Origin of the sequence: Intrasporangium calvum, assembly GCF_028446585.1 — a bacterium.
GTDB classification, from domain to species: Bacteria; Actinomycetota; Actinomycetes; order Actinomycetales; family Dermatophilaceae; genus Intrasporangium; species Intrasporangium calvum_A.
Genome location: NZ_JAPFQL010000076.1, coordinates 1 through 18,736, shown reverse-complemented (window position 1 = coordinate 18,736; position 18,736 = coordinate 1). Strand labels below are relative to the sequence as shown.

18 protein-coding genes are annotated in these 18,736 nt (G+C 71.0%); 13 read left to right on the top strand and 5 right to left on the bottom strand.

The features are described from left to right. The 3 genes from OO014_RS15320 to OO014_RS15310 form a co-directional block, all read left to right on the top strand. Positions 1-1,196: acyl-CoA dehydrogenase family protein (locus tag OO014_RS15320; protein ID WP_272463190.1), on the top strand; the 1,196-nt coding region annotated here is incomplete at its 5' end. 40 nt (positions 1,197-1,236) lie between these two features. Then, the gene (locus OO014_RS15315) at positions 1,237-1,806 is read left to right on the top strand and encodes a general stress protein (protein WP_272463189.1); all 570 of its coding nucleotides are present in this window, start codon (positions 1,237-1,239) and stop codon (positions 1,804-1,806) included. An 87-nt stretch (positions 1,807-1,893) separates the two neighbouring features. Continuing rightward, positions 1,894-3,066, top strand: a complete 1,173-nt coding sequence (locus OO014_RS15310; RefSeq protein ID WP_272463188.1) for a hypothetical protein — start codon at positions 1,894-1,896, stop codon at positions 3,064-3,066. A 6-nt stretch (positions 3,067-3,072) separates the two neighbouring features. Here OO014_RS15310 and OO014_RS15305 read toward each other — a convergent pair whose 3' ends face one another. Beyond that, a complete protein-coding gene (locus tag OO014_RS15305) occupies positions 3,073-4,620 on the bottom strand; it encodes an aminopeptidase P family protein (RefSeq protein ID WP_420485524.1) in 1,548 nt (515 codons plus the stop codon). A gap of 104 nt (positions 4,621-4,724) precedes the next feature. On the opposite strand from OO014_RS15305, the gene OO014_RS15300 reads away from it, so the two are divergent. The 7 genes from OO014_RS15300 to OO014_RS15270 all read left to right on the top strand — a co-directional run bounded on the left by OO014_RS15300 (position 4,725) and on the right by OO014_RS15270 (position 12,421). Continuing rightward, positions 4,725-6,374, top strand: coding sequence for a threonine/serine ThrE exporter family protein (locus tag OO014_RS15300; protein WP_272463186.1), 1,650 nt, complete (start codon positions 4,725-4,727; stop codon positions 6,372-6,374). A gap of 112 nt (positions 6,375-6,486) precedes the next feature. After that, positions 6,487-7,029, top strand: coding sequence for a MaoC family dehydratase (locus OO014_RS15295; protein WP_272463185.1), 543 nt, complete (start codon positions 6,487-6,489; stop codon positions 7,027-7,029). Between the two features lie 36 nt (positions 7,030-7,065). Continuing rightward, positions 7,066-7,932, top strand: a complete 867-nt coding sequence (locus OO014_RS15290) for a PHP domain-containing protein (RefSeq protein WP_272463184.1) — start codon at positions 7,066-7,068, stop codon at positions 7,930-7,932. Next, the gene (locus OO014_RS15285) at positions 7,929-8,543 is read left to right on the top strand and encodes a MarC family protein (protein WP_272463183.1); all 615 of its coding nucleotides are present in this window, start codon (positions 7,929-7,931) and stop codon (positions 8,541-8,543) included. The genes OO014_RS15290 and OO014_RS15285 overlap by 4 nt, the downstream gene beginning before the upstream one ends. A gap of 10 nt (positions 8,544-8,553) precedes the next feature. Next, positions 8,554-9,477: a RecB family exonuclease gene (locus OO014_RS15280; protein ID WP_272463182.1), complete on the top strand. Its 924-nt coding sequence runs from the start codon at positions 8,554-8,556 to the stop codon at positions 9,475-9,477. Between the two features lie 149 nt (positions 9,478-9,626). Beyond that, positions 9,627-10,430: a ParA family protein gene (locus OO014_RS15275; protein WP_272463181.1), complete on the top strand. Its 804-nt coding sequence runs from the start codon at positions 9,627-9,629 to the stop codon at positions 10,428-10,430. Between the two features lie 104 nt (positions 10,431-10,534). Beyond that, on the top strand, positions 10,535-12,421 hold the full coding sequence (locus OO014_RS15270) for a hypothetical protein (RefSeq protein ID WP_272463180.1): 1,887 nt from the start codon (positions 10,535-10,537) through the stop codon (positions 12,419-12,421). Between the two features lie 195 nt (positions 12,422-12,616). Here OO014_RS15270 and OO014_RS15265 read toward each other — a convergent pair whose 3' ends face one another. Next, on the bottom strand, positions 12,617-14,287 hold the full coding sequence (locus tag OO014_RS15265) for a DEAD/DEAH box helicase (protein WP_272463179.1): 1,671 nt from the start codon (positions 14,285-14,287) through the stop codon (positions 12,617-12,619). Between the two features lie 208 nt (positions 14,288-14,495). On the opposite strand from OO014_RS15265, the gene OO014_RS15260 reads away from it, so the two are divergent. Beyond that, positions 14,496-15,212 (top strand): ferritin-like fold-containing protein, encoded by a 717-nt coding sequence (locus OO014_RS15260; RefSeq protein ID WP_272463178.1) that lies wholly within the window; start codon positions 14,496-14,498, stop codon positions 15,210-15,212. 131 nt (positions 15,213-15,343) lie between these two features. Here the strand turns inward: OO014_RS15260 and OO014_RS15255 are convergent, their stop codons facing one another. The 3 genes from OO014_RS15255 to OO014_RS15245 form a co-directional block, all read right to left on the bottom strand. Beyond that, entirely contained in the window at positions 15,344-15,613 is a 270-nt protein-coding gene (locus tag OO014_RS15255) for a GlsB/YeaQ/YmgE family stress response membrane protein (protein ID WP_272463177.1), read from the bottom strand. A 149-nt stretch (positions 15,614-15,762) separates the two neighbouring features. Continuing rightward, the gene (locus tag OO014_RS15250; RefSeq protein ID WP_272463176.1) at positions 15,763-15,984 is read right to left on the bottom strand and encodes a DUF3107 domain-containing protein; all 222 of its coding nucleotides are present in this window, start codon (positions 15,982-15,984) and stop codon (positions 15,763-15,765) included. A gap of 75 nt (positions 15,985-16,059) precedes the next feature. Continuing rightward, complete coding sequence (locus OO014_RS15245) at positions 16,060-16,767, bottom strand: TetR/AcrR family transcriptional regulator (RefSeq protein ID WP_272463192.1); 708 nt, start codon at positions 16,765-16,767, stop codon at positions 16,060-16,062. A gap of 103 nt (positions 16,768-16,870) precedes the next feature. Between OO014_RS15245 and moeB the strand changes: the two genes are divergently transcribed. Both moeB and OO014_RS19320 read left to right on the top strand, forming a co-directional pair. After that, on the top strand, positions 16,871-18,049 hold the full coding sequence (gene moeB / locus OO014_RS15240) for a molybdopterin-synthase adenylyltransferase MoeB (RefSeq protein WP_272463175.1): 1,179 nt from the start codon (positions 16,871-16,873) through the stop codon (positions 18,047-18,049). Next, positions 18,049-18,736: MGMT family protein (locus tag OO014_RS19320; protein WP_334685050.1), on the top strand; the 688-nt coding region annotated here is incomplete at its 3' end. The genes moeB and OO014_RS19320, both read left to right, overlap by 1 nt.

Below are 18,736 nucleotides of genomic sequence, written 5' to 3'. Positions count from 1 at the left end.
CCCGACTCCAGCAGACCGAAGGCCTCACCGAGGAGCAGACCGAGCTGCTCAAGCTCGTGCGCGAGTTCGTCGACGAGCAGATCCTCCCCGTCGCCACCGAGCTCGAGCACCGCGACGAGTACCCGCAGGCCATCGTCGACCAGATGAAGGAGATGGGGATCTTCGGGCTGATGATCCCCGAGGAGTACGGCGGCCTGGGCGAGTCGCTGCTGACCTACGCGCTCTGCGTCGAGGAGATCTCGCGCGGCTGGATGTCCGTGAGCGGCATCGTCAACACCCACTTCATCGTCGCCTACATGATCCTCCAGCACGGCACGGAGGAGCAGAAGCAGCGCTACCTGCCGAGGATGGCGACGGGTGAGATCCGCGGCGCCTTCTCGATGAGCGAGCCCGGCTGCGGCTCGGACGTCTCGGCGATCAAGACCAAGGCCGTGCAGGGCGACGACGGCGAGTGGACGATCAACGGCCAGAAGATGTGGCTCACCAACGGCGGATCGGCCAACCTCGTCGCCGTCCTCGTCAAGACGGACACGGGCGCCGACTCGGTCTACAAGAACATGACGACCTTCCTCATCGAGAAGGAGTCCGGCTTCGGTGAGACCGCCCAGGGGATCACGGTCCCCGGCAAGATCGACAAGATGGGCTACAAGGGCGTCGACACGACGGAGCTCGTCCTCGACGGCCACCGCACGACCGACGCGCAGATCCTCGGTGGCGAGCCGGGCAAGGGCTTCTACCAGATGATGGACGGTGTCGAGGTGGGCCGGGTCAACGTGGCGGCCCGCGGCTGCGGCGTCGCCCGCCGGGCCTTCGAGCTCGGCATCTCCTACGCGCAGCAGCGGGAGACGTTCGGCAAGAAGATCGTCGAGCACCAGGCGGTCCTCTTCCGGCTCGCCGACATGGCCGTCAAGGTCGAGGCCGCCCACGAGATGATGGTCAAGGCCGCCCGGAAGAAGGACTCCGGCGAGCGCAACGACCTCGAGGCCGGCATGGCGAAGTACCTCGCCTCCGAGAACTGCGCCCAGGTGGTCGAGGACAGCTTCCGGATCCACGGCGGCTACGGCTACTCCAAGGAGTACGAGATCGAGCGCCTCTACCGGGAGGCGCCGATGCTCCTCATCGGCGAGGGCACCGCCGACATCCAGCGGATGATCATCGGCCGACGCCTGCTCGAGGACTACAAGCTCAAGGGCTGAGGTCCCGCGACCCGCCTCGGGAAAGTGCGAGGATGAGGGCATGAGCCTGCAACCGAAAGGTCCGGGGGCTCGCCCCGGCTTCGCGACACTCTCCCTCGACTACCCCATGTCCCTCGGGACGTTCGAGAAGTACGAGCAGGCCCAGAAGGCCGTCGACGTGCTGTCCGACAACGGGTTCCCGGTCGAGAACTGCTTGATCGTCGGCACGGACCTCAAGCAGGTGGAGCGCGTCACGGCCCGGCTGACCTGGGGCCGCGTGGCGCTCGGCGGTGCGCTCTCAGGTCTCTGGCTGGGTCTGTTCGTCGGCCTGATCTTCTCCCTGTTCAGCGAGCGGACGAGTGCCTTCGCGCTGCTGCTCGCGACGGCCCTCTGGGGCGTGCTCTTCGGGCTGATCTGGTCGTTGGTGGGCTATGCATTCACCAAGGGGACGCGTGACTTCTCGTCGGTGAGCCAGGTGGTGGCGACGAAGTACGAGGTCTTCACCGAGCACAAGGTCGCCCAGCAGGCCCGGGACATCCTGGCCAAGGCGAACGTCCTCCCGACCGGGCCGTCGGCCTGGGGCGGGACCGAGACCGAGACCCGTCCCCCGTCGGACCGGACGGAGGCCTGAGCCGCACCCTCAGCCGGTGCTGAGGAGGGAACGTTTCTGGCCCGACGGGGGTCTCTTCGGGTGAGGAGCCGAGCCCGGAGGTGTGCCATGCGAGCGTCGTCGCGCCGATCAGCCGGCATCGTCGTCCGAGGTGCGGTGCTGGCGGTCGCCCTGGCCGCGTGCGGCACGGCGCAGAACCCGGCCGACCCGCCCACGCAGGGACCACTGCGTCCGGTGACGAGCCAGCCGCTCGCGGCCGACGGCGCGCTCGAGTGCCCCGCGACGATCGCCGACGACCGGGGCACCACGGTGCCCGAGATGCCGCAAGGGGTGGACGGCAACGCCCGCCTGTTGCCGGACCGGCGTCCCGACTCGCTCGTCGTCTGCCGCTATCCCGTGCTCGACATCGAGACCGGCGGCCTGACGGCGCCCTTCGCGCTCGAGACCCGGATCGTGGTCCCAATGGGCGAGCGCGACACCGTCGTCGAGCTGCTGACGTGGGCGCCGCGCGGGTCGACCGAGGGGCGGGCCTGCACGGCGATGGCCGGCAACGAGTGGGTCCACCTCGTCGCGGCCACCTACGACGACGCGATCGTGTGGGTCGCGGCCAAGGCGGACGCCAACTCGTGCTCCGGCGCGACGAACGGGGACTTCACTTCGCGCGCACCGGTCGGGGTCACCCTCGAGCAGCTCTACGGCGAGCATGCCGGCCAGCCGCGGACCCTCCCGAAGCAGGACGGGTGTGCGGGCTGGTCCCACGGGCGGCTCGGCGACGACCGCAGCCTCGCGCCCGACGGCAACCCCACCGTGACGGTGTGCCGCCAAACCGTCACCGGGGCGTGGCAGGAGACCGAGCTCGACAGTGAGCAGAGCCAGCAGGTGGTCGCCGAGCTGCGGGCACTGCCGGTGCGGCCGACGGTTGGCTACTGCGAGGGCGCGGACCCCGCGGCCGGCGACGCCTTCCGGCTCGTCCTCGCCTACCCGGAGGGGCCGAGCGTCCACGTGGGCGTGACCCCGTCCTGCCGGCCGCCCGTCCTGGGCGGCGGAGTCGAGTCTGCCGAGGTGGGCGGCCTCGTCGACCTCGTCGAGAAGTGGAGCCCGCCGATCCCGGCGCCCGACCCCGACCAGCCGGTGTCCTCCGACGGGTCGGTGAGCGAGGGCGCGCCGGTGACCGAGGGCGGGTCGGCCAGCGAGGGCGGGTCGGCCAGCGAGGGCGGCGGGGTCGCGCCGCGGGACCAGCCGCAGAGCGAGCCCGACCGCCCCGTCACGCCGCGACCGTGAGCCGCGTCAGCTGCGCTCGGCCCAGATCCGGGCGATCCACGCCTCGACGTCGTCGGCGGTCCGCGGCATCGCGGCCGAGAGGTTCTCGCAGCCGTCCTCGGTGATGAGGATGTCGTCCTCGATCCGCACGCCGTTGCCCCGGAACTCCTCGGGGGCGAGCAGGTCGTCCGCCTTGAAGTAGAGGCCCGGCTCGACCGTGAGGATCATGCCCGGTCTGAGCTCGGCGTCCATGTACTGCTCCCGCGTCGCGAGGGCACAGTCGTGGACGTCAATGCCGAGGTGGTGGCTCGTGCCGTGGACCATCCAGCGGCGGTGGTACTGGCCGTGCTCCTTGTCGAGGGTCGCCTCGACGTCGATGCCCTCGGGCAGCAGGCCCCACTCGTGGAGGTGCTCGGCGATCACTCTGATCGCGGCGGCGTGGATGTCGCTGAACGTGTTGCCCGGCTTGCACGCCGCGATGCCGGCCTCCTGCGCGGCGTACACCGCGTCGTAGATCCTGCGCTGCGCGTCGGTGAACCGGCCGCTGACCGGCAGGGTGCGGGTGATGTCGGCGGTGAAGAGCGAGTCGACCTCGACCCCGGCGTCGAGCAGCAGCAGGTCGCCCTCCCGGATGTCGCCGGTGTTCTTGATCCAGTGCAGCGTGTTGGCGTGGTCACCGCTCGCGCAGATCGAGTCGTAGCCCACCCCGTTGCCGTGGTGCCGGGCGTGGAGACCGAACACGCCCTCGACCCAGCGCTCGCCGCGGCCGCGACGGACCGCCTCGGGCAGGTCGGCGATGACCGCGTCGAAGCCGCGGTGCGTCCCCTCGACCGCCGAGCGCATCTCGTCGATCTCCCAGTCGTCCTTGATCATCCGCAGGTTGGACAGGAACGCGGAGAGCTCGTCGTCCGCCTGGTGCTGGGCCTCGACGCGCTGATCGGCCGCTGCCTGGTCAGCGCCTTCAGTCGCCACGGCCCGAGCCCGGTCGACGAGGGCGGCGACGGCTGAGTCGGCCTCGCGCACGACCCGGACGGTGATCTCGCCGGCATCCTTGGCCACGGCGTCGGCGAACTCGTCGATGTGCCGGCCGGTGACGCCGAGCTCGGCCTCGACGTCGTCGATGGTCGGCCGTGCCCCGACCCAGAACTCGCCGTAGCGGGCGTCGCCGAAGAACTCGTCGGTGTCCCGCCCTGCCAGCGGCCGGAAGTAGAGGACCGCCTCGTGCCCCGGCGCGTCGCTCTCACCGTGGGCGTCGCCGATCGGCTCGAGGACGAGGACGGCGTCCGGCTCGCGGTCGCTGCCGAGTCCGGTCAGGTGGGCGAACGCGCTGTGTGGCCGGAAGACGTAGTCGGTGTCGTTGCTGCGCACCTTGAGCCCACCTGCAGGGATGACGACCCGCTCACCCGGGAAGGCGGCGCTGACAGCGGCACGGCGCTCAGCGGCATACGGCACGACTGCGGCCTGCTCGGGGATGCCGGCGCCCCGCGGAGCCCAGCCGGACGCGACGAACGCGCGGAACTCGTCGGTGGTGGGCCGCGACCGGTTCTCGCTCTGCTTCTGCTGTTCGCTGTTCACCTCGCCATGGTTCCACGTCACGGCGCGCAGCCTGAAACCGATTCCCCGCCGAACACGCGCGGGGGAACTGGCGGCCCCGACGGGCCCGGACATACGGTCGGTCTGTGCCCCGACCCGACGGACCCCGCCGACCGAGCACCCCTGCCCACCCCGGCCCGGCGCCGGCCCTGCCCTCGCTGCCGTCCCTGCGCGCGAGCACGCGGCGCGCGATGCGGCCGAGCGGCCCCCCGACCGACGAGATCCCGCTCTGGAACTCCCCGGACGACGTCGACCGGCAGACCGCCCGAGCCGTCATCGACCTCGCCATGCGCGCCGGGGTCGCCATGCTCGCCACCGGGGCGGCCGCCGCCGACGTCACCGCGACCGTGCTGCTCCTGACCCGCGCCTACGGGCTGGCGAACGTCCACGTCGACGTCACCTACACGTCCGTCACCGTCTCCTACCACCGTGGCGCCGACGCCGACCCCATCACCGTGCTGCGGATCGTGCGATTCCGCGTGCAGGACTACACCCGGCTCGAGCGCCTGCGCGCCCTCATCGTGGCCCTCAGCCAGGAGCCCCTCGACGTCGACGAGGCCCGGGTCCGCTTCGACGCCGTCATCACCGCGCCCCATCCCTACCGCCGCTGGGTCGTCACCATCGCCGGCGCGGCGCTCGCGGCCGGAGCCGCGGGCCTCCTCGGCGCGGGCTGGTTCATCATCCTGCTCAGCTTCGTCACGGCGGCCCTCGTCACGCGGGCCAACGAGTGGCTCGGCAAACTCGGGATCTCCTCGTTCTTCGCCCAGGCCCTCGGCGCGGCGATCCCCACCGTCGTCGCGACTCTCGTCGTCGCCGGCCAGGCTGCCGGCCTGACCTTCTTCGGGGAGGTGTCGCCATCCCTCGTCGTGGCCTCCGGCATCGTCCTGCTGCTCGCCGGGCTCTCGATCGTCGGCGCGGGGGAGGACGCCCTCGAGGGCTACTACGTGACGGCCGGCGCGCGGGCGTTCGAGGTGGTCGTCCTGTCGCTCGGCATCGCCGTCGGGATCTCCGTCGTCCTGGCCGCCGGACACCGTCTCGGCTATCCCATCGCCATCAGCTCGCGCACCCTGCTGGACGAGAACCTCCTCGTGCAGTTCGTCTGCGCGACAGTCATCTCCATCGCCTTCGCCGTCATGTCGTACTCCACCGGGCGCGCCGTCGCCATGGCCGGCGCCGCGGGAGCCCTGGGATGGGCGATCCTCGCGTTCGGAGAAAGGGCCGAGCTGGGCGCGGTGACTGCGTCGGCGCTCGCGGCGCTCGTGATCGGTCTGGCTGCCCGGCTCCTCGCGCGGCGCGCCCGCATCTCCGCCCTCGCCGTGACCACTGCGGCGATCGTGCCCCTGCTGCCGGGGCGCAAGGCCTACGAAGGCATCTCGCTGCTCGTCACCCAGCCCGACGGGATGGGCTTCTCGGCGGGGCTGCCGATCCTCGCCGAGGCGTTCGGGCTGGGGCTCGGCCTCGCAGCCGGGGTCTCGCTCGGCACGTACTTCGCCGGGCTGGTCCTCGCCCGGCGGCACGGGGTGCGGCTCCGGCAGGCTGCCGGCTCCCGCCTGCCCTCGGACCCCTCCGCCACGGCGGCCGTCGTCGTGCCGCTGCTGTCCGACACGGGAGAGCTGCCCCGCGTCGAGCCCGAGCCCGAGCCCGAGCCCGAGCCCGACCCCGAGCCGGACGCCGAGCCGGACGCCGAGACGCAGCGCGAGCCCGCGAGCGAGCCGGAGACCCCGCCGACCCCGTGAGGCACGTGACAGCGTGAGGAAGCCCACGGCATCCGGCCGTGTGTGGATGGCGGCGCGTCAGGCAGGCTGGGACGCGTTCGTTTCGCGCTCGGTGGGTTATCAGGAGGACGGCATGCAGTTCGGTCGCAGCTACGAGGAGTTCGAGGTCGGTGCGGTCTACAAGCACTGGCCGGGCAAGACGGTGACCGAGTACGACGACCACCTGTTCTGCCTGCTGACGATGAACCACCACCCGCTCCACATGGACACCAACTATGCGGAGAAGACGACGCAGTTCGGTCGCAACGTCGTCGTCGGCAACTACGTCTACTCGCTGCTGCTGGGGATGTCGGTGCCGGACGTGTCGGGCAAGGCGATCGCCAACCTCGAGATCGAGTCCCTGCGCCACGTCGCGCCCACCTTCCACGGCGACACGATCTACGGTGAGACGACCGTCCTCGACAAGTGGGAGTCGACGTCGAAGGACGACCGCGGCGTCGTCCACGTCGAGACGATCGGCTACAACCAGGACGGCAAGGTGGTCTGCATCTTCCGTCGCAAGGTCATGGTGCCGAAGGAGAACTACCTCGAGGATCGCGGCGGTGAGCAGCCGGGCCGTCCGGTGCCCCAGCCGGACAAGAACTGGCCGGGGTCGACGCCGGGCGCGGAGGCCTGACCGGGGTGGGGGAGCTCGCCCCATAGGCTGGCGTCCGTGAGCCCTGCCGCCCCGGTCATCGACCTGCACGCGCACTCGACCGCGAGCGACGGCACCGACACGCCGGCCGAGCTCGTCTCGGCCGCGCGGCAGGCCGGTATCGACGTCCTCGCGATCACCGACCACGACACGGTGGCAGGGTGGGCCGAGGCCGCGCAGGCAGCCCGCTCCGAGGGCATCTCGCTCGTGCGGGGCATCGAGGTCTCGACGACCTACCGCGACGCGTCGATCCACGTCCTCGGCTACCTCACCGATCCCGACGACGCAGCCCTGATGGGCGAGCTCGCCAAGGCTCGCGACTCGCGGGCCACGCGGCTCGAGCGGATGGTCGACCTGATGGCTGCCGACGGGATCCCGATCACCTATCCCGAGGTCCTCGCGCAGGTGGCGCCGGGCGCGACGCCCGGCCGGCCCCACATTGCGGACGCGCTCATCGCCAACGGCACGATCCGGCACCGCGACGAGGCCTTCCGCGACTGGCTGACCAACGAGTCGCCCTACTACGTCTCGCACTACTCGCCCGACCCGGTGCGCGCCTGCGAGCTGGTGCGCCGTGCCGGCGGGGTCCCCGTGCTGGCCCATCCCTTCACCCGCACCAGGGGCGCCACGGTCACGGAGGCGCTCATCGAGCAGATGTATGCCGCTGGGCTGGCCGGGCTCGAAGCCTTCCACCGTGACCACGGCCCTTCCGAGGTCGAGCGCGCGCTGGCTCTCGCGCGCCGGCTCGGTCTCGTCGTGACGGGCTCGAGCGACTACCACGGCACCGGCAAGGTCAACCGGCTCGCCGAGCACACGACCGACCCCGAGGTCCTCGCGGTGATCGAGTCGCAGGCGAGCGGCGTGACGCCGGTGGTCCGCCCATGAGCTGGTTCGACACGACGGTCTTCCTGAGCACGTTCATCACGCTCATCGTCATCCTCGACCCGCCGGGCGCTATCCCGATCTTCCTCGCGCTCACCGGTTCGCTGACCCGGGCGCAGCGGGCCGCCGCCGCGCTGCGGGCCACGCTCGTGGCCGTGACGGTGATCGCCCTGTTCGCGGTGTTCGGGCAGAGCATCCTCAACTACCTGCACATCTCCATCGCGGCGCTCCAGGGTGCCGGTGGCCTGCTGCTCCTGCTCATCTCCCTCGAGCTGCTCACGGGCAAGGAGTCGGACTCCCTGAGCAACGCCGGAGTCAACGTCGCCCTCGTCCCGCTGGGCACGCCGCTGCTCGCCGGGCCGGGAGCGATCGTCGCGACGATGCTCGCCGTCCAGGGCGCGGATGACGGCGGCTCCTACCTCGCGGTTGCGGCCGCCCTCGTCGGGGCGCTGCTCGTCGTCTACGTCTTCCTGCGCTTCGCCAGCCAGATCCGCGCCGTGCTGCGTGAGAGCGGCACCATGCTGCTGACCCGGATCGCCGGTCTCCTGCTCGCCGCGATCGCCGTGCAGATGGTCGCCAACTCGATCCGCGCCTTTGTCACCGGGCCCGCCTAGGGTGAACGGCGTGACGGGGGCAGACGCGGAGGAGCCGACGCAGGGGAGCGCGCCGGGTGTCAGCCGGCAGGCCGCCCTTCCGGGCATGCCCACGCCGCTCTACCCGGCGTCGCCGTCGCGGCTCCTCGCCTGGCTCGACTGTCCGCGCCGCTACCGGATGCAGTATCTCGACCGCCCCCGGCCGCAGGCCCGCCCGCAACGCGCGCACACGTCGGTCGGCATCACGACGCACAACGTGCTCCGCGACTTCTGGGACCTGCCGCCGGGCCGCCGCACTCCCGACGGCGTGGCCGAGCTCGTCCGCTCGTCGTGGATCGACGTCGGTTTCCGTGACCCCGAGCAGTCCGCGGCATGGCGGCTGCGCGTCCGCGATGCCGTCGTCGACTACCTGCGAGGCGCCGATCGCGAACGCCAGCCGGTCGGCATCGAGCGGTCGGTCGCGCTGCGGACCGAGTCCATCGCCGTGACGGGTCGAGTGGACCGGCTCGACGACCGGGACGGCGAGCTCGTCGTCGTCGACTACAAGACGGGTCGCCAGGTGCCGACCGAGGAGGACGCCCGCACCTCCCTCCCGTTGGCGCTCTACGCCGCCGGGGCAGCCCGGACGTTCCGGCGCGAGTGTGTCCGCGTCGAGCTGCACCACGTGCCCTCAGGCACTCAGGTCGCGCACGTGCACACCGCCGAGTCGATATCGAGCAAGATCGACGAGGCGGAGTCCATCGCCACCGACCTGCGCCGCGTCGACGCCGAGTTCGCCGATCTCGGTGTCGAGTCCCCGTCATTTCCGCCGCGACCATCGCCGCTCTGCACGTGGTGCGACTTCCGGGCGCACTGCGCGGAGGGCCAGCGGATGGGGCCGGAGAAGTCAGACTGGGCCGGCCTCGAGGACCGGTCGGACGTCGGCGCCGAGCCGGGCTGGGCCCGGGGCGAGTGAGCCCGCCGTCGTGCGATGCGGAGAGGGCCATCCGATGCCTGACCTGAGGGCACCGACAAGCGGCGGTTGTGGCGGCTCTCACGGGCTCCGAGCGGGCGCCACGGACCATCTCCGCGCTCTGACCGAGACCGACCTGACACACTGACGCCATGGTCCGCCGCGCGCCGAAAGACCGCCGCCCCTCCGTCCTCGCCCTGGCCAACCAGAAGGGCGGGGTCGCCAAGACCACCTCCGTCGCCAGCCTCGGCGCTGCCTTCGCCGAGCTGGGCAAGAGCGTCCTGCTCGTCGACCTCGATCCCCAGGCCTGCCTCACCTTCTCGCTCGGCATCGACCCCGACACCGTCGAGACGTCGGTGCACGAGGTCCTCACCCAGGGAGCAGCGGTCGCCGACGCCGTCCTGCACTGTGACGAGGGCCTCGACCTCGTCCCCTCGACGATCGACCTCGCTGGTGCCGAGGCGATGCTCCTGGCCCGCCCCGGGCGCGAGTACGTCCTGCGCACCGCCCTGGAAGGCCAGACGGCAGCGGGAGCCGGCTCAGCGGCATACGACGTCGTCCTCGTCGACTGCTCACCCAGCCTCGGGGTGCTGACGCTCAACGCGCTCACGGCGGCCAGCGGTGTCATCGTGCCGATGCCGGCCGAGATGCTCGGCCACCGAGGAGTCGGGCAGCTGCTCGACACCGTCGCGGACGTGCAGCGGATCCTCAACCCCGACCTCGAGGTGCTCGGGATCCTGCCCACGCTCTACGACGGGCGCAGCCGGCACGCCCGGGAGGTGCTGGCCGACGTGGGGGAGCGTTACGGCGTCCCCGTGCTCGACCCGCCGATCCCCAAGACGATCCGCTTCGCCGAGGCGCCGGCCGTGGGGCGGTCGATCCTGTCGACCGCCCGGACCTCCAAGGGCGCCGCCGCCTACCGCGAGGTCGCCGCCGCGCTCCTCAAGAGATGCTGACCTGCGGCCCCTTGTTTCCGCGCGGTGCAGGCTCCTAGGCTGCGATCGCGCGGACTGGCCGCGCTCTGTCAGGGGGTGACGCGGTGGGGCTTGCGCTCCGATCGATGCGTATCCGGCTCATGGCTCTTGTCGTCGTGGGCGCCGCGGTCCTCGCGACCCTCACCGGCACAGCGGGGGCCGAAGCGACCACGGGGAGTTCGACGACCGCTGGGGTGACGGGGGTCGCGGCCTCGAGCGGAGCGCCCACCACGGCATCGGTTGCCGCGACGGACAGCTGGTCGTCACCCAAGTCCATTGCGCCCCTGCGCGGCTCACCGACCAGCATCTCCTGTCCCCGCACGAGCTGGTGCGTGGCGGTCGACGCCTCTGGGCAGGCGGTGCGCTTCGACGGGACCTCCTGGGGCACGCCGACCCGCATCCTCCCCCAGGTGGATGGGGAGATCCATGCGTTCACGGACGTCTCGTGCTCATCACCCCTCTTCTGCCTCGCGACGACGACGGACGCCCGCCTGGCGGTCTACCGCTCCGCTTCGTGGACGCTGCTCGACACCGGCTTCCCGTGGGGCGCGGTCGACTGCTACTCCTCGACCCGATGTGCTGTCGTCAGCGGGGTGAGCGCCCCAGGAGAAGCGCGCATCGGCTTCTGGGATGGCACGAGTGTCTCCCTCTCCCGTCGGCTGTCGACCGTCGACCGCTTGACCTCGGTGTCGTGTCCGTCAGGGACCGTCTGCGTGGCCGCCGGGGTGGGCGAAACGAGGGCCTACGCCGTTCGGGCCAAGGGCACCGACCTCACGGTGACCGGGATGGGCGACGCAAACATCGGCGTGCGTGCCGAGGTGTCCTGCACCTCGTGGTCGTTCTGCGTCCTGACGACCGGCGGTCAGGCCTGGCGGTGGAACGGCATCGGCTGGAGACGGGCGGCCGACACCCAGGATGGCATCATCGCCTACGTCGAATCGCTCTCCTGCACCTCGACGACCAACTGCATCGGGGTCGGCGAAGGGCGGGCCGCCCGGTGGAACGGCTCGTCGTGGACGGTCAAGCAGCTGACATCGCTGCCGACGCCCACCCTCTTGGACCGGGAGCGCACCCTCGACTGCGCGAGCTCATCGATGTGCATCGCCGTCGACGGCAAGGGCCGACAGACGCGGTGGAACGGCTCGACCTGGTCCGCGCTGCGCACGTTCGTCACCACGCGGGGTCTGCTCGGCACCCTCGCGTGCCCCTCCGCCTCACGCTGCCTGAGCACGGACTTCTTCGGCAACATCCTGCTCTGGAACGGGACCTCCTGGAGCACCCAGATGAGAGTGCTTCCGTCGGGCGCCATGGTGTCCTGCATCTCCTCGACATGGTGTCTCGCTGTGAGCCGGCAGTCGGGCCACTACCGGAAGTGGACCGGCACGTGGGGCCCGACGGTGCGGTTCGACGTCCCCAACCACTACGGGTCGCTGGGGTGCGCCTCGACGAAGAACTGCTTCCTCTTCCAGGGCGGGGACTACCGACGCTTCAACGGTTCGAGCTGGTCCTCGATGAAGCGGCTGTTCTCCGCCCAGGCCAACCCACAGGTCACGTGCCCCAGCTCGAAGATGTGCCTGGCGTGGGACGACGTCTCCGCCACCGTCTCTCGGTGGGGAGGCACGGCCTGGGGGAGCGTGCGCACGATCGGGCTCAAGCGGATCTACTCCCTCTCGTGCTCCTCGGCGAGCTCGTGCCTCGCGGTCGGTGCGACATCCACTGGCATGGGCTCCGCGAGGTTCAACGGATGGACCTGGTCGCTGACGGCCATGCCGACTGAGCTGTCTCCGAGTGTCGTGGAGTGCCAGTCCTCGACCAGCTGCCTGGCTCCGGAGTATGGGGGAGTGCTCTGGCGCTGGAACGGCTCCACGTGGTCGAAGACCTCGTCGACGCTGGGACTCGAGCCCCTCTCGTTGGAGTGTGTCGGTCAATGGTGCATGGCCACGAGCACGACGAGAGCCGTGTGGGGGACCTGAGCGGGCCCCGAGCCACGTGAGGAGACGAGCCAGTCGTATGCCGCTGGGCTGGGTCCGCGGGTCCCGCCAGTTCTCGCCCGGCCAGGTCCCCCCAACGCAACACACCCGCTAGCTTCGTGCTGGCCCCTGCTGTAGCAGGGGTGCGCACGAAGCTAGCGGGTGTGTTGCGGTGTCGTGTGGGTCAGTCGGTGGGGGTCAGTCGGTGGGGGTCGGCGACGGCTGCGTCGCGGCCGTGGTCTCGCCGTTGCGGGAGGAGCCACCCCGGCGACGACGGCGGCGCGGACGGCTGCTCGCCTCGCCGGTCGACTCGCTGCTGGACTCGCCGGTCGACACGGAGCCGGTCGGTCCGGACTCCGACGCGCCGGCAGTCGCCGTCTCGGACCCCGCTCCCGCCGCGGCAGCGCCGGCGCCACGGGTGCGGCGGCGGTTGCGGCTGCGCCTCGGGCGGCTCTCCTCGGTCGACGCCCGGTCGTCCGAGTCCCGGCGACGACCCTCGTCGGAGCGGCCGCGCTCGCCCGAGCGTCCCGCTCCGCCCTTGCCGTGTCGCTTGCCGGTCTCGCCGAGGTCCTCGATCTCCTCGGCGTCGAGCCCGGCGCGGGTCTGCTGGGACTTGCGCAGGTAGCCCTTGGCGTCAGTCGGGATCTCGAGATCGGTGTAGAGGTGGTCGGAGCTGGAGTACGTCTCCTGCGGGTCGGGGATGCCCAGGTCGAGCGCCTTGTTGATCAGCGCCCAGCGGTGCAGGTCGTCCCAGTCGACGAAGGTCACCGCGACGCCGGTGTTGCCCGCGCGGGCGGTGCGACCGATGCGGTGCAGGTAGGTCTTCTCGTCCTCGGGGCACTGGAAGTTGATGACGTGCGTGACGTTCTCGACGTCGATGCCGCGGGCCGCGACGTCGGTCGCGACGAGGACGTCGACCTTGCCGTTGCGGAACGCGCGCAGCGCCTGCTCCCGGGCGCCCTGACCGAGGTCACCATGGATCGCCGCGGCCGCGAAGCCGCGCTCGACGAGCTCGTCGGCGACCTTGGCCGCGGTGCGCTTGGTCCGGGAGAAGATGATGGTGAGGCCCCGGTCCTTGGACTGGAGCATCCGCGAGAGCATCTCGACCTTGTCCATCGCGTGGGCGCGGTAGACGAACTGCTCGACCGCCTTGACGGTGTGGGCGTTCTCGGTCTCGTCGCCCATCGCCCGGATGTGCGTCGGCTGGGTCATGTAGCGACGCGCGAGGGCGACGATCGCCCCCGGCATGGTCGCTGAGAAGAGCATGGTCTGCCGTGACGCGGGCGTCAGGGACATCAGGGTCTCGACGTCGGGCAGGAACCCGAGGTCGAGCATCTCGTCGGCCTCGTCAAGGACGACGACCTTGGCCTGCGACAGGTCGAGGTGCCCCTGCTTGGCCAGGTCGATGAGGCGACCGGGGGTGCCGACGACGACCTCGACGCCGCGCTTGAGGGCCTCGACCTGCGGCTCGTAGGCGCGGCCTCCGTAGACGGTCAGGACGCGGATGCCGCGGCGCTTGCCGGCCCGCTCGAGGTCGCCCGCCACCTGCACGGCCAGCTCGCGGGTCGGGGCCACGGCGAGGGCCTGCGGCTTCCCGGGGCGCGGCTGCTCGTCAAAGCCCGGGTCCCCCGGGGCGACAACCTGGTTGAGCATCGGCACGCCGAAGCCGAGGGTCTTGCCGGTGCCGGTCTTGGCCTGGCCGATGATGTCGTGGCCGGACAGGGCCACGGGCAGGGTCATCGCCTGGATCGGGAAGGGGTTGATGATCCCCGCGTCGGCCAGGGCCGAGATGATGTCCGGGTGGACGTCGAAGTCGCCGAAGGTGACCTCCGGGGCATGCGGGTGCGAGGTGTCGTTGGACTGGGTCATCACTGTCTTTCGATCGGCACGAGCACCACACGCGATTGCGGGAGCTCAGTGCAGGAGTCGTGATCCGGGCCGATCGGGGAGTCAGTGAGATGGTCATCGGGCCGACCGGGCACCGCGTGGTCCCGGTCAGTCTACCGTCCGGTCACCGCGCGGCCGTCCAAACGTCCATCCGGCCCCGGCGCGGCGACTCGCGGCTAGATTGACGGCCATGAGTGATGTCGCGCCCGAGCGGTCCCATCCCGATCGCGACCTGTCCGACCTGTCCGACCCGGACTACCGGGAAGCCGTCGTCGACCTGCTCGGGGCCCTGGCCTACGGCGAGCTGCGGGCGTTCGCCCAGCTCGCCAAGGACTCCGAGCTCGCGCCGACCCTCGGGCACCGGTCCGCGCACGCGACTCTCGCGGCCCACGAGCTGCGCAACTTCACGCTCCTGACCGACCGGCTGCGTGCGCTCGACGCGGACCCGGAGCAGGCGATGGAGCCGTTCGTCGAGGCGGTCGACTCCTTCCATGCCAGGACCGCGTCGAGCGACTGGCTCGAGGGCCTCGTCAAGGCCTACGTCGGCGAGGGCATCGCCCAAGACTTCTACCGTGAGATCTCCAGCTACGTCGACCCCGACACGAGATCCCTCGTCCTGACGGTTCTCGAGGACCAGGGGCAGGCCGACTTCGCCGTCTCCGCCGTCCGGGCCGCCATCGAGGAGGATGCCCGGATCGCCGGCCGGCTCGCGCTGTGGGGCCGCCGGCTCGTGGGCGAGGCGATCACCCAGGCGCAGCGGGTGGGGGTCGAGCGCGACGCCCTGGCCAGCCTGCTCGTGGGGGCTCCAGGTCGAAGCGGCGCCGACCTCGCCGAGCTCGGCCGGATGTTCGTCCGGCTCACCGACGAGCACACCAAGCGGATGGACCGGCTCGGCCTCTCCGCCTGACACGGGGCGACCCCGGGGCTGCCACGGGGAGGGAACGGGTCCGTGGGAGCGAGCCCAGCGGCATACGGCAGTATGCAGGGCACGGCGAAGGGCCCGGCCGAGCGGCCGGGCCCTTCGCGAAAAGGCTTGTGTCAGACGGGGCGTCGGGACATGCGCCCGTAGAGCACGATGCCGATCGCAGCCACGATGGCGCTGACGATCCAGTACCACCAGGCGACTCCGCCGCTCTCGTTCTCGTAGCCGAAGATGGCGCCGAGGATCAGGGTGGTGAGGAACGAGGCGATGATGCCGATGACGATCGTCATCAGGATGGAGATGTTCTGCTTGCCCGGCAGGAGAAGCCGTCCCAGAGCGCCGATGATGATACCGGCGATGATGGCTCCGATGATTGCGCTAAGCATGTGAGCTCCTTAATTGGGTCGCGGCGTGCCGCCTCTGCTGTGACCGATCTACCCAGATCACGTCATCCAATCTCCCACCGCTGGTGGTCGATCAGGTGAACGCGCCGGTCACAGTTCAGATACCCACATCGCCGGGTTCTAACGGCGACTCAGTGCGCCCCGAAACCCACGCCCGTCTTGCGCTCGGCTCCCGTCGTCACGTAGCCGATCGAGCTGCTCGGCACGATGATGCGACCGCCACGCTCGTCGGTCAGCTCGAGCACCTCGCTCGAGCGGGCGGCCTTGACGGCCTCGACGAGCTCGTCCGCGCTCAGCGTCGTCTCGAAGGTGATCTCGCGTGCCACGTGCTGCACGCCGATTCGGACCTCCACGGTCAAACCCACTTTCTCGTCGTCAGTCAGGGTGGGGACGCCCAGCCGCTCACCGGCTCGGGCCCCCTCGACACCTTAACCAGCGGCCGACCCGACCGATTCCCGGCCCGCGGCCGTCGAACCACCGACAGGGCGACCGTCCTTGCCGACCGCAGGGAACGCGGCGAAGCCACGCCGGATGAGGGCGCTGGTGATCCGGGTGGCCGTCTCCTTGGAGATCGTGTCGACGTGGTCGAGCCAGTGCCGGGCGGACGTCTGTGCGAGGCCGTAGGCGCCGACGCCGACGAGGACCGCCTCGTCGTGGTCCATCGACGTCTCGGCGCGGATGATGCCGGCCATCGCCTCGGTGCACGTGTGGTCGACCTGGTCGAGGCGCTTGCGGACCTCGGGGTCGTTGGCGAGGTCGGACTCGAAGATCAGCCGGTAGGCAGCGCCCTCCTGCGCGACGAAGTCGAAGTAGGCCTTGACCATCGTGTTGATCCGGGCCTTGTTGTCGCCGAGCGCAAGGGCGTCGAGCACGAGCTTCTCGAGCTCGGTGGAGTGCTGGTCGACGAGGGCCAGGTAGAGCTCGAGCTTGCCGGGGAAGTGCTGGTAGAGGACGGGTTTCGAGACGCCGGCGCGGGCGGCGATGTCGTCCATGGCGGCCTGGTGGTAGCCGTTCTCCACGAAGACGCTGAGCGCCGCCTCGAGGAGTTGGGCCCGGCGCTCCGAGCGGGGGAGGCGCTGGCCGCGCTGCATCGGTGGCAGTGGGGCGGGTTGCCGGGTCGGCGTCTCGTCGGGCATGTGGTCCTCGTCGTTCGTGTCGCGCACCGGGCCCACCACCCTGCCGGTCGGCGACGGTGGACGACGATGTCGTTCTCACCATACCGACCAGTACCGTGGTGGCATGCCGTTCGAGCCACTGGTCAAGACGGGTCGTGAGCTCTCCGGCGAGGAGGTCACGCGTTATGCACGCCACGTCCTCATCCCCGGGGTCGGCCGCGATGGCCAGGAGCGTCTTGCGGCCGCGCGCGTCCTCGTCGTCGGCGCGGGCGGGCTGGGCTCGCCGGCGCTGCTCTACCTCGCCGCCGCCGGGGTGGGCACGATCGGGGTCGTCGACGCCGACGTCGTCGAGCTGACCAACCTCCACCGGCAGGTCATCCACTCCGACGCCGACCTCGGCCGGCCCAAGACCGAGTCGGCGCAGGCCGCGGTCGCCCGGGTCAACCCGCACGTCGAGGTGATCCGGCACGACGTCACCCTCGACTCGGCCAATGCCCTCGAGATCATCAGGGACTACGACCTCGTCGTCGACGGCACCGACAACTTCCCGACCCGCTACCTCATCAACGACGCCTGCGTCCTGCTGGGCAAACCACACGTCTGGGGGTCCATCCTCCGCTTCGACGGCCAGGTGTCGGTGTGGTGGAAGGGGCACGGCCCCTGCTACCGATGCGTCTTCCCCGAGCCGCCGCCGCCGGGTGTCGTCCCGAGCTGCGCAGAGGGCGGCGTCTTCGGCATCCTCTGTGCCGCAATCGGTTCCGTGCAGTCGACCGAGGCGATCAAGCTGCTGCTCGGTCTGGGCGAGCCGCTCACCGGCCGACTGCTGGTCCATGACGCACTGCGCCAGTCGTGGGACACCCTCACGGTCCGCGCGGACCCCGAGTGCCCGGTCTGCGGGGACGAGCCCTCGATCACCGAGCTCATCGACTACGTGGAGTTCTGTGGCGTGCCGGGGGCCCCGGCGGCCGGCGAGGGCGCCGTCCCCGAGGTCAGCGTCCGCCAGTTGGTCGACGAGCTGGGCGGGAGCCGCCCGCCGCTCCTCGTCGACGTCCGGGGCACCGAGGAACGCGCCATCGCGTCGATCCCCGGCGCCGTCCCGATCCATCTCGACCGCTTCCGGAGCGGGGACGCCTGGGGCGAGCTGCCGCGCGACCGTCGGGTCCTCATCCACTGCAAGGTCGGCGGGCGCTCGGCCGAGGCGACGCGGCTGGCCCTGCGCGCCGGCTACGTCGATGTCGCCAACGTCGCAGGGGGAGTGATCGCCTACCTGCGGGAGATCGACCCGAGCCAGCCGGAGTACTGATGGAGGACTACGCGCAGCGGGTCCTCGAAGTGGTTGAGCGGATCCCGTCCGGGCGTGTCGTGGCCTACGGCGACATCGCGCGAGCGCTGGGTGAGGGCGGCGCGCGCAACGTCGGCACGGTGATGAGCCGCTATGGCTCGGACGTGCCGTGGTGGCGGGTCATCCGGGCGGACGGGCGTCCGCCGCAGGGTCTCGAGACGGTCGCCCTCGAGCACTGGCGGGCCGAGGGCACGCCGATGGTGCGAGGGCTGCTCGACGGGGGTCGGGCCGACATGAAGTCCGCCCGCTGGTCGATCCCCGCTGCCGAGCAGGCTCCAGCCGGGCGTCGCGGCTCCCTGCACCACGTCGAGCTGTGGGTCGGGGACATCACCGCTGCCAAGCGCTCGTGGGGTTGGCTCCTCCACCGGCTGGGCTACCGGCTCGGTGACGACTGGGGCCACGGGCAGGCGTGGCAGCTGGGCCCGGTCTACATCGTCATCGAGTCGGGGCCGGACGTGCGTTCCGCCGAGCACGAGCGCACCCGCCCGGGCCTCAACCATCTCGCCTTCCACGCGGGGTCACGCCAGGACGTCGACGACATCGTCGCGGCCTGTGCCGAGGGTGGCTGGACGCTGATGTTCGCTGACCGGCACCCGTTCGCGGGCGGCCCGGACCACTACGCCGCCTACCTCGAGGACGACGCGGGCT